Consider the following 14,560-nt stretch of genomic DNA (forward strand, 5'->3'; position numbering starts at 1 on the left):
GCTCATGCGTACGTTCAACGGACTCGAGGAACTCAAGGCCGCCGTCGGCGAGGAACTCGGCTCGAGCGAGTGGCACGAGGTCACCCAGACGATGGTCGACCAGTTCGCCGAGGCGACGGGTGACCACCAGTGGATCCACGTCGACCCGGAGAAGGCGAAGGCCGGCCCGTTCGGCACGACGATCGCCCACGGCTACCTCACGCTGAGCCTCGTGCCGATGCTGTCTGCCGAGATCTGGTCGATCGAAAACATCTCGATGGCCGTCAACTACGGCTCGAACAAGGTGCGTTTCACGCAGCCGGTTCCCGTCGGCTCGCGCGTGCGCGGCACCGCCGTGCTCGACGAGGTCAAGGAGTCGCCCAAGGGCGCCCAGGTGGCCATGACGTTCACCGTCGAGATCGAGGGCGAGGAGCGCCCGGCCTGTGTCGCACAGACGCTGTCGGTCATCGTGCCCTGACGCGCGTCGCCGCTGACGCGAGACCCGACACAGAGTCCCTGCTCTGCGGTCGGGCCTCGTTCGTCTTCCCCCCGTCCTGTCCGGAAATGAACCGCCCGTCAGCGGGCGAAGACGGCGCGGGAGGCGATGACCTCGCGCATCGTGGCGTGCGCATCGACAACCGAGCGGCGCACCGACGCCGGGAGCTGCTGATCGAGCATCCGGCGCACCTCGACGTCGAGCTCCTCGCTCGCGAGGGCGGCGGGGAACGCGAGCGAGGCAACGCGGGCGAGGGCGTCCTCCCCCACCCACTCCCGCATGCGCGGGATGTCGCTGACGTAGCGCTCCACGTACGGCGCGAGAGTGGCCTCGTCGTCGGCCGACCAGAAACCGGAGGCGAGCGCGTTCATCTCGTAGTTGCTGTGAGCCGGCGAATCCTCGCTCGGCGCTGCCGTGAGCTCCTCCCAGGCCCACACCTTCGTCGCGGCGTCCGGGAACGACACGCGAGCTGTGAGGTAGCCCAGGCGGCCGGACATCGTGTTGTCGGCGGCGAGCGCCTCGTCGAGATCGTCGATCGTGACGGCGTCGAGCTGCGCGAGGCGGCGCGCCACCCGCCAACGGAACGGAGTGTCACCGTCGAGCCCGGCGGGCAGGTCTTCCCCCCGGAACCACGGCGTGAGGCGCCCGGCGTCACCCGTACCGGCCAACAGGCGCGCGCCCGCGAGGGTGCGCGGGTCGTGTTCACCGTCGGCCTCGGCCAGCATGCGCTCGGCAAGGTCCGCGAGCCCGGCGAGCGCAGCCGGACGCTCGGACCACGGCAGGAAACGACCGACGACTGCGCCCAGAGCGAGCGAGATGGCGACGTCGAGCACGGGCATCTGCGTCTCGGCCGGAAGCGCGGCCTCGGCTATCGCGAGGATCTGCTCGGGAGCCACCTCGGCGCGGGCCAGGCCGTGCGCGAGCGCCGTCCAGATCATGGCGCGCGTCGTCGCGTCGTCAATTCCCGGCAGCGCCCCCGCCATGGCCTCGAGGCTCGCGTCGTCGAACGCCACACCCGCCCACGTGAGGTCACCCGCGTTCGGCACGACGAGTGCAACGCTCTCGCCTCCCGTCGCAGCGGCGATGTTCGGCAGCTTCACGCGCCCGCTCACGCCGTGCAGATCGTCGGCGGCCACCTCGGCACCCGCCTGGTCGTAGGCGGCGACGCGCACCGTGTGAACACGCGTCGCAGGGCGATCCGGGTCGGGCGTGATGACGAGTCGGGGGCTCGCGGTCTCGCCCACGTTGTCGCCGTCATGCTCGATCCGCAACGTGTCCATTCCGGCCGTCTCGAGCCACGCCTGCGCCCATTCGGTGAGGTCGCGTCCCGCCGCCTGCGAGAGTGCCTCGAGGAAGTCCGCGAGGGTGGCGTTCGCGAAGGCGTGACGCTCGAGGTGAGCGCGCACCCCGGCGACGAACGCGTCGTCCCCGATGTGGTGGATGAGCTGACGCAGAACGGCCGAGCCCTTGGCGTAGGAGATGCCGTCGAAGTTCTGCAGGGCCGTGTCCGTGTCGTCGGCGGGTGCCCCCGCGACGGGGTGCGTGGACGGCGAGCGCTCGGCCGCGTATCCCCAGGCCTTGCGGGAGGCTGCGACGTCGACCCAGGCGTCGTCGAACTCGGTGGCGGCCTCGAGCGTCCGGTTCGCCATGTACTCGGCGAAGGATTCGTTGAGCCACAGGTCGTCCCACCACTGCATCGTGACGAGATCGCCGAACCACATGTGCGCCATCTCGTGGCTGATCGTGTTGGCGCGCACGAGATGCTCGGTGCGCCCGGCCGCCCCGGTGAAGACGAGCTGGTCGCGGAACGTGACGCAGCCGGGGTTCTCCATGGCGCCCGCGTTGAACTCGGGCACGAACACCTGGTGGTACTCCCCGAACGGGTACCGGATGCCGAAGAGCGAGTGGTAGTGGTCGAACGACTGCTTCGTCACCGTGAGCATCTCGGGCGCCTGCGCTTCGAGGTGGTCTCGCAGCGACGCGCGGGCGTGGATGCCGAGGCGGATGCCGTCGTGCTCGTCGGTCACCGTGGCGAACGGGCCGGCACAGACGGTGGCGAAGTAGGTGGCCAGTGGCTTCGTCGTCTCGGCCCGCCAGAGCCCGGGTTCGACCTCACGCATCGCTCCGTTCGCCACGACGCTCCAGCCGCCGGGGGCGCGCACCGTGACGTCGTAGGGCGCCTTGAGGTCGGGCTGGTCGAAACACGCGTAGACGCGCGGCGCAGCATCCATGAAGAGGTGACCGTAGACATAGGCCTCGCCGTCCGCCGGGTCCTCGGCACGGTGCAGCCCCTGGCCGTCGCGGCCGTAGCGCATCGTAGCGGTGACGACGAGTTCGTTGTGTTCGGCGAGATCCGTCAGGTGCAGACGGCGTCCCTCGAGGGCCGACGCGGGCAGCTTGCGGCCGTTGAGCATCGCCGACTCGAGGCCCACCGGGTCGAGGTCGGCAAACGTCGAGGCACCGTTCTGCGCCGTGAACGTCAGCCGCGTCGTCGAGGCGAACTCTCGTGGGCCCCGGTCGAGATCCAGCTCGATGTCGTAGTGCTCGGGGCGAACGATCTGCGAGCGCTCGCGGGCTTCGTCACGGGTCAGCGTCATGGGCTCATCCTGCCACCGCGACCGAGTCGTTGAGGGGAGCGCGAACGCGTCGCGACACGCCGAAAGCGGAACGCCTCACGAGCTGGCTCCTCGAACGTCCCTTACGACGTGAGCGTGACGCGCATCGCGGGGAAGGCCACCTCGGTGAAGCCGGCGCGCTCGTACAAGACGCGGCCCGCCTCGGTGGCCATGAGTTCGGCCCGACCCACACCCGTTCCTCTGGCCCACGCCAGCACCGCGTCGAAGGCCTGACGCCCGAAACCGCGCCCGCGGTGGTCGGCAAAAGTACACACATTGCTGATGAGAACGTCGCGGCCGTGCGGAACCGCCGGTGAAGGCGCCGCGTCACGGACGGCCCCGACGGCACCTGCAACGACCTCGCCGTCGGCTTCCACGACAAAGAACCCGTGGTCAGGGCTGTCCAGGCGTTCGGCGAACCAGCGTCGGGCCTCTGGCTGCCAGGCGCGGGTGCCCTCGGCGCCCATGGCGGTGAACATCTCCGCTCGAAGCGCCACCAACGCGTCAACATCCCGACGCTCCGCGCGTCGGGCCGTTCCTTCGCCGCTCATGCGATCACAGTATCGAGGCAGCGCTCGACGCTCAGCCCTGGTGCGGACCGGGCCGGTAGGGCCCGTCGAACCGCTGGGGCATCCGGATGCGCTGGCCGGCCATCTGCTCGAGGCGCTCGATGCGGTCGGCCGTCTTCGGGTGCGTGGAAAACATTCGCGAGATGTCCTGCGCGCGGAACGGGTTGGCGATGAACGCGTGGCTCGCGTTCTGCAGCTGCGGCGTCGGCGCGAGCGGGGCCGAGGCGACTCCCGCTTCGAGCTTGGCGAGCGCCGAGGCGAGCGCGAGCGGGTCGCCCGTCAGCTTGGAACCGTCCTCGTCGGCGTCGAACTCACGCGTGCGGCTGATGGCCATCTGGATGACCGACGCTGCGAGCGGCGCGAGGAACGCCATGAAGAGCATGACGATGGGGTTCGGGCGGTTCTCGCTGCTCGAGCCGCCGCCGAAGAACATCATCATCTGCGCGACGCTCGTGATGAGGCCGGCGAGGGCTCCGGCGACGGACGATGTGAGGATGTCGCGGTTGTAGACGTGCATGAGCTCGTGGCCCAGCACACCACGCAGTTCACGCTCGTCGAGCAGGCCGAGGATGCCCTCGGTGCAGCAGACCTTCGCGTTGTTCGGGTTGCGGCCCGTGGCGAACGCGTTAGGTGCCTGCGTCGGCGAGATGTACAGCTCGGGCATCGGCTTGCCGGCCTTCGTCGACAGCTCGCGCACGATGCGGTACATCGCGGGCGCCTGCGTCTCGCTCACCGGGTAGGCCTGCATCGCGCGAATGGCAAGCTTGCCGGAGTTCCAGTACGCGTAGAAGTTCACCGCGAGACCGATGACGGCGAACACACCGATGTAGCGGCCGTTGCCGATGACCGCGCCGAGGCCGAGCAGCAGAGCCCAGATGAGCCCGAACAGCGCGGCCGTCTTCAGCCCGTTGAAATGCCTGTGCATGTCTGGTTCAACGAAGGCTCGGGTGCGGATGTTCCGGCGCGGTCGGCCCCAGATGTGAACTCTGGCCTGATCTGTGACCGGCGCAGGTCACAGACCGAGCCAAAGATCACAGCCTGTGCGGCGGGGCGCGTCAGAAGAGGGCGAGGAGGACGTTCGGCGCGAGGCTCGTCGTCACGACGGCGAGCGAGACGAGCGCGGCGAGCACGCCGTAGACCTTCTTGGGGCGCGGCAAGGGCGTGAGTTCGGGTTCGTTGCCCGACAGCGCCGCCACAGCGGCTGCCTCCTCGGAGACGTCGTCGTTCTCGGGCGCGGGGGTGGCGACGGGCGCGAACATCGCGGCGATCCAGCGCAGGTACACCGCCACGCCGAGCACGGCGTTGAGCAGAGCGATGACGACGAGCCACCACACTCCCCCGGCGACGACCGGCTTGAGCGCCACGATCTTCGCGACGACGCCGATGATGCTCGGCGGCAGCCCGGCCAGGGCGAGAAGGCCGAGCGCGAGCGTCGCGGCCATCATCGGGCGGGTGCGGAACAGGCCGCGCAGGTCACCGATCGTCGTCTCGTGCTCGCGCGAACGGGCGTCCTCGAGGGCCGCCAGGACGACGAAGACAGCGAGCGTTCCGATCGTGTAGAGCGCGAGGTAGGCGGCGGCCGCGGTGACGGAACCACCGGCGACGACCGTCATCGGCAGCACGACCCAGCCGGCCTGCGCCACCGTCGACCACGCCATGAAGCGCAGCGCGCCGTCCTGACGCCAAGCCATGACGTTGCCGACCGTCATCGACAGGGCCGCGACGACGGCGAGCGCCGTGAGCGCGGACGAGCCGAGCGACGACGCGGCACGCAGCACGACGAGCATGCCGCCGAGAGCACCGACCTTCGACGTCGTGGCAAGGAAAGCCGCGACCCAGGAGCCCGAGCCCTCGAACGCCTCCGGCGTCCACGCGTGGAACGGAGCGAGGGAGAGCTTGAAGCCGACACCCGCGATGACGAGCATCATCGCGAGGACGACGAGGGGCTTGCGGGCCGGGTCGGCGAAGGCGTCGAGCACCTGGTCGCCGGTCATCGACGCCGTACCCGTGGCCGCGAACCACACGGCCGCGCCGAGGGCGAGGACGGCGAACGAGACGAGGGCCGTCACGAGCAAGGTGAGGGCGCCGTGAGCGGCCTGCCGGCCCCCACGCAGAGCGACGAGCGCGACGCTGGGAATCGTGGCGAGCTCGATGAGCACGAGCCAGGAGCCGAGATCACGGGCCGCCACGACGCCGACGCAGCCGGCCGTCGCGGCGAGCACGAGCATCGCCCGCACCGCGGGGTGGCCCTTCGTGCCGGGCATGTCGCTGGTCTTCTCGGCGAGGGCGAGCACCGCGACCACCGCCGCGGAGGCGAGCGCCAGGCCCTGCAGACCGACGCCGGTCTGGTCGGCCTGCCAGTAGCAGCCGCCCGAGGCGTCGCACAGGCTCGTGCCGTGACCGCCGGTCACGGCACCGACGATAAGTGCGCCGAGGCCGCCGAGACACGCCAGGACGGCGAGCACCCACGGGAGGCGGGCTCGCCCGGGCAGAACGACGTCGACGAGGAGCACGAGAAGGGCACCCACCATCGGCACGACGGCGGGAGCGAGTGCGAGGGCGTCGAAGGAAATCTTCACTTGAGGCCTCCGAGCAGCCGCGGCAGGTCGGCGTCCGCCACGTTCATGAGCAGCGTCGGCGCAACGCCGAGGACGAAGACGGCCGCCACGAGCACTCCGATGGCGAGCCATTCGAGACCGACGACCCGCTCGGTGGCCACAGAGGCGCTCGCCTCGGCGTGCTCACCGGCTGTGGACGCCGGGGTGGCCCCGTCGCTCGTGCCGAGCGTGGCGTCAGCGGCCTCGGGCGCGCGCTCCCCGGCCCACACTGCACGCAGCACACGCACGCCGTAGGCCGCAGCGAGAACGGCGCCGAACGCGGCCACTGCCGTCAGGACGTGGAATAGGGCGCCCGGGCGGTGCGGAGCACCCCAGGCAGCGAACAGCGCGAGAATCTCACCCCAGAAGCCGGCGAGACCGGGCAGGCCGATGGCTGCGGCGGTGCCGACGACGAGGGCGAAACCGAGCCGCGGATCGCTGTTACGCAAGCCGACCATCGGTTCGTCGACGTCCACCGCACCGCGACGCGCCTTGAGCGCGCCGACGACGGCGAACAGGAGCGCGGAGATGACGCCGTGTGCGATGTTGCCGTACAGCGCAGCCTGCAGACCGATCTGCTGACCGGCTGCGAGCGCAAGCATGACGAAGCCCATGTGCGCGATCGACGACCACGCCACGAGGCGCTTGAGGTCGCGTTCGACGAGGCAAACGAGCCCCCCGACGACGATGCCGACCACCGCAAGAACCGCGATGACGGGGGCGATCGTGCGCCACGCGACGGGCAGCGGCAGGACGACGAGACGGATGAAGCCGTACGTGCCGAGCTTGAGCAGGACAGCAGCCAGGAGCATCGAGCCGGCCGTCGGGGCGGCCGTGTGAGCCCGCGGCAGCCACGAGTGAACACCGATGAGGGGCACCTTGACGGCGAGGCCGAGCGTGAGCAGCACGCCCGCCGTCATCGCGATGGGGAACGGCAGTGCGGCAGCCGCACCACCGGCGAGCCGTTCGAGGTCACTCGTGCCCGCCGAGACAACGAGCAGGAGGATGCCGGCGAGCATGAACATCGAGCCGCCGACGGTGTAGAGAACGAACATCCACCCGGCACGACGGCGGTCGGCCGCGGCGTCACCGAAGCGGTCGATGAGCACCCACATCGGCACGAGAACGACTTCGAAGGCGATGAAGAACGCAACCGCGTCACGGACACTGAACGCCGCGACGGCACCACCGAGAACGACGAGCAGGCAGCCGTAGAACAGCCCGGGTGTGCCCTTCGGGCGCTGGAGGGAACTGACGGCGACGGCCAGCAGCGTCACGGCCGCCGCGAGGATGACGAGCGGAGCGCTGATGCCGTCGGTGGCCAGGTGGAGGCGCATTCCGAGGCCGGGCACCCAAGGCTTGTCGATGTGGGCGTCCGTGACGACGGCCGCGACGCACGCGGCGAGGGTGACGACGCTCGCGAGCACCGCGACGGCCCAGGCGCCGGTGTGACCGACAGGGCGTCCGAGTCGGTCGCCCGCCATGAGGGCGGCACCGACGCCGAGCGGCACCGCCACGGCCGCGAGCAGAACGAGGCTCACCACAGCGTCACCCCCAGGATCGAAGCGATGACGACGCCGACGATCACCCACGACAGGCCTGTCGCGGGACGTCGTCCGTGGACGCCGTCGAGAGCCTTGCCGGCGCGGGCGAGGGCACCGGGCGCGCGCGTCGCAGCGGCGTCGACACCCGAGTCGAGGCGGTGGACGCCGCGAGCCAGCGCGAGCACGGGACGCGTCACGAGAGTGCGGTAGAGCGTCTCGACACCGAACCCTCGCGAGGCGGCCAGCGGGATGTGGCGCGGCAGGCGACGGGCGGCGTCACCGTAGAGCTGGCCGAGCGACATGATGCGCACGACGAGGCCGGTGGCGACGATGAGCAGTACCGAGGCGCCCATCATGGCGAGGTTGAGGTGACTCGTGTCGATGTCGAACAGCCGCGTGAAGGCGAGGAGCCCGCCGAACACTCCCCCGAGCACGAGCAGCCACAGCGCGAGGCGCACCGAGACGCCCGGGCGCGGCAGCACCTCGTCCTCCTCGATCTCCTCGATCGGGTCGACCTCCTCACCGAACTCGTTGACCTCCGGAGTGCTGCGCAGCATCTCGACGATGTCGACGTCACGCACCGTGTGGGAGTCAGTGAGCACCTGACGTTCACCACGCCGTTCGAGGACGGTGCGGTGCTGCAGGATGAGCCACGCGCGGGCCGAGTACGCGGCGGTGCCGACGATGATGAGCGCGAGCATGATGAAGCCGACGAGTCCCTCGACGTGTCCGTCGCTCTGGGAGCGCACGGCGTTCTCGAGCATCGCGTCCTTCGAGACGAACGCGACGGTCGGCGGCAGGCCGGCCATCGTGAACAGGGCGAGGGTCACGGGAACGAAGGTCTTGGGCAGCCGACGGGTTGCGCCCGTCATCCGGGTGACGAGCGTGGAGCCGACGACCACCGCGAGCCAGCCGACGAGCAGGAACAACAGCGACTTGAAGAAGGCGTGACCGACGAGGTGCAGGAGCGCGGCATCGGCGCCCTCGCCCGGGGCCAGAGCGCCGAGGCCGAGGAGCATGAGGCCGACCTGGCTGATCGTCGACCACGCGAGCAGCCGCTTGATGTCGACCTGCGCGAACGCGCTCACCGCAGCGAACACGGACGTCGCGCCGGCGACGATGACGAGGGTGAGACGGGCCGTCGGTTCGGCGGCCAAGAGCGGCAGGAACTGGGCGAGGACGACGGTGCCCGCGGCCACCATCGTCGCGGCGTGGATGAGTGCCGACGCGGGCGTCGGGCCCTCCATGGCGTCGGGCAGCCAGTCGGTGAACGGAAGCTGTGCGGACTTGCCGAGCACACCGCACACGAGGCCGAGCAGAAGAACGAGGCGCAGGGTGCCGTGGGCGTCGAGGTTCGAGGTGCTCCAGGCCGTGACGATCTCGCTGATGCGCGTCGTGCGCGCACCCATGGCGAGGCCGGCGAGGCCGACGACGAGCGGCGCGTCGGCCACGCGCGTGACGAGGAACGCCTTGAGCGCGGCGCGGCGCGGGCCCGGCTGGTTGCTCTCGTGGCCGATGAGCAGGTAGGAGCACCAGGCCATGACCTCCCAGCCGACGAGGGTGAGCAGCACGTCGTCGGAGAGGACGACGAGCACCATGGCGGCGGTGAAGGCGGAGACCGTGGCGGCGAACGAGCGGTAGCGCGGGTCGGAGAACAGGTACCAGCGCGCGAACATCTGGACGCACGTCGCGACGAAGAGCGCGACGGCCGCGATGAGCGCGCCGGGCGGTGTCACCCGCAGTTCGAGCGGCGCCTTGAGCGCGGGCCCGAGCGGCAGGGACCCGACGGTGACGAGGTGCTGGGCGACCGGCGTCGTGAGCTGCTGCGCGACGAGCAGAATCGCCGCGACGAGGCCACCGAGCGTGCCGAGGGCCGCGAGCGCGTAGGCGCCGGCGTTACGGCGCCCCAGGAGGAAAGCCAGCACCGCGCCGAGCAGCGGGACGGCGACGGCGGCCTGCGCGAGGTGTGCGGTCACGACGTCACCCGCCCGTCGGTCCGGTCGTCGACGGGCGCGTGGGCCGCGTCATCGTCGAGGCGCTCGGTGAGGTCGATGTGCCCGCGCAGTCGGAACGCGGCCAGGATGATGCCGAGCGCGAGCGTCACCTCGGCGGCGGCGAGCGTGATGACGAAGATCGTGAGGATCTGCCCTGCTGCGGCGTCGTCGGGAAGGGTCGTGCTCATCGTGACGAGGATGAGGCTCGCCGAGGCGAGGATCAGTTCGACCCCGACGAGCATGAGCACGGCGTTACGGCGCGCCAGCACGCCGTAGACGCCCGAACCGGCGAGCACGGCGGCGAGTGCGAAGGGCAGGAGGAGGTGGATCACTTCGAGCCACCGTCCTTGCGCGTGCCGATCATCGCGAGGGCGCCGACGAGCGCGGCGAGCAGCACGAGCGAAAGCACCTCGAACGGCCAGGCGAAGCGGCCGAAGAGGTTGGCGGCGAGGTTGGCGTTCGTTCCGCCGTCGAGGCCGACCTGCTGCGACCCGAAGGCTGCCGCGAAGGCGGCGAAGAGCAGGCCACCGGTGGCTGCCGAAATGACGAGGGCCACCATCCGGCCGACCATCGGCACGTCGTGATCGGCGCTCTTGCCGATGGGAGCGCGCGTCAACATGACGGCGAACAACACGAGCACGACGACGGCACCGACGTAGACGAGCAGCTGCACGAGCGCGACGAGTTCGGCGCCGAGCACGAGGTAGCAGCCCGACAACGTCGTCATACACAGGGTGAGCCACAGCGCGGCGTGTACGAGCTGACGCGTCGTTACGGCGCAGACGGCCGACACGGCACTGATGAGGCCGAGGCAGCCGAAGAGGGCGTCGTGCACGGTCATGGGCTCACTCCTTTCGTCGTCGTCGCGTTGGCTCGGGTCACTTCGTCACGTTCCGGCGCGCCACCCGTGGGGGCTTGCTCGCCGCTGCGACCTCGGGCGCCTCGGGGGCACGCTCGTCGAGGTCGGGCGGGGCCGGAACCGTGCGCATCCACTCGCCGAGCTGCTCCTTCTCGTGGAGCAGGTCGCGGATGTCGCCGGAGGCGTACTCGAACTCCGGGCTCCAGAAGAGCGCGTCGAACGGGCACACCTCGATGCAGATGCCGCAGTACATGCACAGTGAGAAATCGATGGCGAAGCGGTCGACGACGTTGCGCTGACGGTCACGCCCACCCGGCGTCTCGCTGGGAATCGTCTCCTTGTGCGAATCGATGTAGAGGCACCAGTCGGGGCACTCGCGCGCACAGAGCATGCACGCGGTGCAGTTCTCCTCGAGCAGCGCGATGACGCCGCGGCTACGCGGCGGCAGGTCCGGCTTCTCGTCCGGGTACTGACGCGTCGACGTCTTCTTCGTCATGGTGCGCGCCGTCGTGGCCATTCCGGAAAGAAGGCCGCGGATCGGCCCCTTCTCGCGGCCCGAGGCGGGCAGGTCGTGGACGTGGTGAGCGTGCTCGTGCACGTGCTCGCCGTGGTCGTGGTTCGCGTTCTGCTCGGTCATGCGGTGTAGATCACTCCTGCCGCGGTGAGAGCCAACTGGAACAGGGCAAGGGGAACGAGGAAGAACCACGCGAAGCGCTGCAGTTGGTCCTCGCGCAGGCGCGGCCAGCTCATGCGCACCCACAGGACGACGAAGGCGACGGCGGCGGTCTTGAGCAGCATCCAGACGAAGCCGAGCGCCCCGTCGAACGGACCGTTCCACCCGCCGAGGTAGAGCGCGGCGAACAGCGCCGACATGACGACGATGCCCGCGTACTCGGACAGCAGGAAAAGCGCGAAGCGCAGGCCGGTGTACTCCGTCATCGCACCCATGACGACCTCGGAGTCGGCCACGGGCATGTCGAACGGCGGGCGCTGCAGTTCGGCGGTGGCCGCGATGAGCAGCACGATCGCACCGGGCAGCTGCCACAGCAGCCAGATCGGGTGCCAGGCGTGCACGATGCCGCCGATCGAGAGCGACCCTGCCGCCATCGCGAACGACGCGCACGCGAGGATGAGCGGCACCTCGTAGCTGACGAGCTGAGCGGCGGAACGGAACGCGCCGAGCATCGCGTACTTGTTGCCCGAACCGAAGCCGGCCATGAGCGTCGCCACAGTGGCGATGCCGGAAACGGCCAGCACGTAGACGAGCGACGCCGGGAGGTCGCCGGCCACGGTGGACGGCGTGAACGGGATGGCGACGAGGGCGAGCAGGTAGCTGAACATCGAGACTGCAGGCGCCAGGCGGAAGACCGGCTTGTCGGCGGCGCGAGGAACGATGTCCTCCTTCTGCGCGAACTTCACACCGTCCGCGATGAGCTGCGCCCATCCGTGGAAGCCACCGGCCTTCATCGGGCCGAGGCGCCCCTGCATGTGGGCCATCACCTTGTGCTCGGCCTGGCCGAGCACGAGCGGCAGCACCATGAAGCACACGAGCACGGCGACGCTACGCAGGACGATCTCAAGGACGCTCATCGCGGCCCCCACGTCTCGTCGGGCACGCCGGGTGCCATGACCTTGCGACGCTTCGAGGCTCCCGCGCGGCCGCCGGACTCACCGGGATCCTTGATGCCCGGCCACTCCTTGCTCGCACGCGCCGTGAGGACGAACGACTTGCGCAGCGGCGTACCGGTGAAACTCGCGGGCAGCAGGAGCTTGCGCACGCCCTGCCCGGTGCCGTCGTCGAAGCCGGCGAAGTCGATGCCGAACATCTCGAAGGTCTCGCGCTCGTGCCAGGCCGCGCCGCGCCACAGCCCGGTGAGGCTGGCGATACTCGGGGCGCCCGCACCGTGGTCGTCGACTTCGAGGCGCGTGCGCATGAGGATGCTGCGGCGAGCGCCGCCGGCGATGTCGTACAGGTGCGTGACGATGTCGAAGCCCGCGGGCTTGCCGTCGGAGGGACCGGATTGGCCACGGTCGCTCTCGTCGACGGCGGTGAGGAAGTCGAAAAATGTGAAGCCTTCCGAGCGCAGACGCTCATGGGCTTCGACCCAGTCGGACGTCTCGACGTCGTGGGTGGGGACGTCGCGCGTCATCCCTCACCATCCTCGTCGGTCTTCGCCTGCTCCGTTTTGGTCGGCCCCGTCTTGGTCTCGTCGGTCTTCGCCTGCTCGGCGGCGCGACGTTCGCGTGCCTTACGGCGGGCCTCGGCGATGCGGGCGGCACGCTCGTCGTCAGAGGTGTCGGCCTTCGTCGTCGGTGCCTTGTCGGGGGCCTTTTCGGGGTCGCCCGTCTGCGCAGCCTTCTCCTGTTCCGCCTTGCGCTCACGCGCCCTACGGCGCGCCTCGGCGATGCGGGCGGCGCGCTCGTCGTCTGGAGCGTCGGCCTTCGAGGCCGGCTGGGCCACGTCGGCGGCTGTTTCCTCGGTACCGCCTGACTGTGCTGCCTTCTCCTGCTCGGCCTTGCGCTCACGCGCCTTGCGACGAGCCTCCGCGATGCGGGCCGCACGCTCGTCGTCGGAGAGGTCGGTCTTCGTGGCGGGCTTGCCGCCGTTGTCGCTCGCGCCTTCCCCGGCGGCCGGCGAGGTGTCCTTCTCCGCCTTGCGCTCTCGCGCCTTGCGGCGGGCTTCCGCGATGCGGGCGGCGCGCTCGTCGTCGCTGAGATTCGCCTTGCCGGCGGGCTTGGCGTCCGCAGGTGCGGGCTCGGGCGTTGCCTTCGACTCGGTGGCCGCACCTTCCTTCGCGGGCTCTGCCACCGTCTCCGCCTCGGGTGCGGCGGGCTTCGTCACGAGGGGGCGCTGCACCGACGCGGCGGTGCGCCCCCGGCCGGCGAACGGGTTGAGGCGGGCAAGGATGCCCTCGCTGCTCACCTTCTCCTCAGCGATCTGGTTCTGGAGCGTGACGATGCCCTGCAGCAGCGCCTCAGGGCGCGGCGGGCAGCCGGGCACGTAGACATCAACGGGCACGAGCTGGTCGACGCCCTTCGTCACGGAGTACGAATCCCAGTACGGCCCACCTGAGTTCGAGCACGCACCGAAGCTGATGACGTACTTCGGCTCGGGCATCTGGTCGTAGAGGCGCCGCACGGCAGGAGCCATCTTGTCGGTCACCGTGCCGGAGACGACCATGAGGTCGGCCTGCCGCGGGCCGGGAGCGAACGGGATGACACCGAGGCGGATGAAGTCGTGACGCGACATCGACCCGGCGATGAATTCGATGGCGCAGCAGGCGAGCCCGAAGTTGAAGACCCACAGCGAGTACCGGCGACCCCAGTTGAGGACGAGGCGCATCGGCTTGGGGGCGTGTTCCTGAACGGCGCCGACGCTCGGACGCACGGTGGGCATGGGCAGATCGGTCGTCATCGGATCACCCGCCTCACAGCCAGCTCAGGACGCCGCGACGGGCGGCGTGGGCCAGACCGACGAGAAGCACGAGGATGAAGATGCCCATCTCGACGACCGAAGCGATGCCGAGCCCGGAGGTGCGCAGCACGAGCGCCCACGGGAAGAGGTAGACGGCGTCGACCGCGAAGACGACATAGAGGAACGCGTACGCCACGTAGCGGAAGCCCGACTGCTGCCAGTCGCCGCCGCTCGGGTCGACTCCCGACTCGTACGTGGCGAGCTTCGCCCCACTCGGAGCTCGCGGTGCCAGAACTCGACGAACCACCATGGCAGCCGTGAAGAGACCGACGCCCCCGAGGGTGACGCCGAGCACCACGAGGTAGCCCAGGAGTCCGGAATTCACCAGGCAAGCCTAGCGAGCCGACTCGCCGGGGGCGGAAAGGCTGGGAGTGCGTGTCTTCACAGTGAGACACATCGGGCGTGGCACCATACGCGCCGTCCCTCCGCCCG

The 14,560-nt window shown here is 70.0% G+C and carries 13 protein-coding genes and 1 pseudogene; 1 reads left to right on the forward strand and 13 read right to left on the reverse strand.

Annotated features, from left to right (window positions below):
* The first annotated feature begins 4 nt into the window (after window positions 1–4).
* Window positions 5–457 (forward strand): MaoC family dehydratase, encoded by a 453-nt coding sequence (locus D1832_RS01325; RefSeq protein WP_118912266.1) that lies wholly within the window; start codon window positions 5–7, stop codon window positions 455–457.
* Between the two features lie 98 nt (window positions 458–555).
* Here the strand turns inward: D1832_RS01325 and pepN are convergent, their stop codons facing one another.
* From pepN to D1832_RS01390, 13 genes and pseudogenes are all read right to left on the reverse strand, one after another.
* Window positions 556–3,072 (reverse strand): aminopeptidase N, encoded by a 2,517-nt coding sequence (gene pepN, locus D1832_RS01330; protein WP_118912267.1) that lies wholly within the window; start codon window positions 3,070–3,072, stop codon window positions 556–558.
* A gap of 101 nt (window positions 3,073–3,173) precedes the next feature.
* The gene (locus tag D1832_RS01335) at window positions 3,174–3,641 is read right to left on the reverse strand and encodes a GNAT family N-acetyltransferase (protein WP_118912268.1); all 468 of its coding nucleotides are present in this window, start codon (window positions 3,639–3,641) and stop codon (window positions 3,174–3,176) included.
* Window positions 3,642–3,672: 31 nt separating this feature from the next.
* The gene (gene htpX, locus D1832_RS01340) at window positions 3,673–4,584 is read right to left on the reverse strand and encodes a zinc metalloprotease HtpX (RefSeq protein WP_118912269.1); all 912 of its coding nucleotides are present in this window, start codon (window positions 4,582–4,584) and stop codon (window positions 3,673–3,675) included.
* 130 nt (window positions 4,585–4,714) lie between these two features.
* Window positions 4,715–6,238 (reverse strand): NADH-quinone oxidoreductase subunit N, encoded by a 1,524-nt coding sequence (locus D1832_RS01345; protein ID WP_118912270.1) that lies wholly within the window; start codon window positions 6,236–6,238, stop codon window positions 4,715–4,717.
* On the reverse strand, window positions 6,235–7,797 hold the full coding sequence (locus D1832_RS01350; protein ID WP_118912335.1) for a complex I subunit 4 family protein: 1,563 nt from the start codon (window positions 7,795–7,797) through the stop codon (window positions 6,235–6,237). The genes D1832_RS01345 and D1832_RS01350 overlap by 4 nt, the downstream gene beginning before the upstream one ends.
* A complete protein-coding gene (locus tag D1832_RS01355) occupies window positions 7,794–9,776 on the reverse strand; it encodes an NADH-quinone oxidoreductase subunit 5 family protein (protein ID WP_118912271.1) in 1,983 nt (660 codons plus the stop codon). The genes D1832_RS01350 and D1832_RS01355 overlap by 4 nt, the downstream gene beginning before the upstream one ends.
* On the reverse strand, window positions 9,773–10,126 hold the full coding sequence (nuoK, locus tag D1832_RS01360; RefSeq protein WP_047310431.1) for an NADH-quinone oxidoreductase subunit NuoK: 354 nt from the start codon (window positions 10,124–10,126) through the stop codon (window positions 9,773–9,775). The genes D1832_RS01355 and nuoK overlap by 4 nt, the downstream gene beginning before the upstream one ends.
* The gene (locus D1832_RS01365; RefSeq protein ID WP_118912272.1) at window positions 10,123–10,635 is read right to left on the reverse strand and encodes an NADH-quinone oxidoreductase subunit J family protein; all 513 of its coding nucleotides are present in this window, start codon (window positions 10,633–10,635) and stop codon (window positions 10,123–10,125) included. The genes nuoK and D1832_RS01365 overlap by 4 nt, the downstream gene beginning before the upstream one ends.
* A 37-nt stretch (window positions 10,636–10,672) precedes the next feature.
* Window positions 10,673–11,290, reverse strand: a complete 618-nt coding sequence (locus tag D1832_RS01370) for a NuoI/complex I 23 kDa subunit family protein (protein ID WP_082128608.1) — start codon at window positions 11,288–11,290, stop codon at window positions 10,673–10,675.
* Complete coding sequence (locus D1832_RS01375) at window positions 11,287–12,243, reverse strand: complex I subunit 1/NuoH family protein (protein WP_118912336.1); 957 nt, start codon at window positions 12,241–12,243, stop codon at window positions 11,287–11,289. The genes D1832_RS01370 and D1832_RS01375 overlap by 4 nt, the downstream gene beginning before the upstream one ends.
* Complete coding sequence (locus tag D1832_RS01380; protein WP_118912273.1) at window positions 12,240–12,803, reverse strand: NADH-quinone oxidoreductase subunit C; 564 nt, start codon at window positions 12,801–12,803, stop codon at window positions 12,240–12,242. Before D1832_RS01380 ends, D1832_RS01375 begins: the two co-directional genes overlap by 4 nt.
* 671 nt (window positions 12,804–13,474) lie before the next feature.
* Window positions 13,475–14,068, reverse strand: a pseudogene (locus D1832_RS01385) (NADH-quinone oxidoreductase subunit B); the annotation flags it as partial.
* Between the two features lie 13 nt (window positions 14,069–14,081).
* Window positions 14,082–14,453, reverse strand: a complete 372-nt coding sequence (locus D1832_RS01390; RefSeq protein ID WP_118912274.1) for an NADH-quinone oxidoreductase subunit A — start codon at window positions 14,451–14,453, stop codon at window positions 14,082–14,084.
* Between the last annotated feature and the right edge of the window lie 107 nt (window positions 14,454–14,560).

This window comes from Dermacoccus abyssi, from assembly GCF_003515945.1.
GTDB lineage: Bacteria > Actinomycetota > Actinomycetes > Actinomycetales > Dermatophilaceae > Dermacoccus > Dermacoccus abyssi.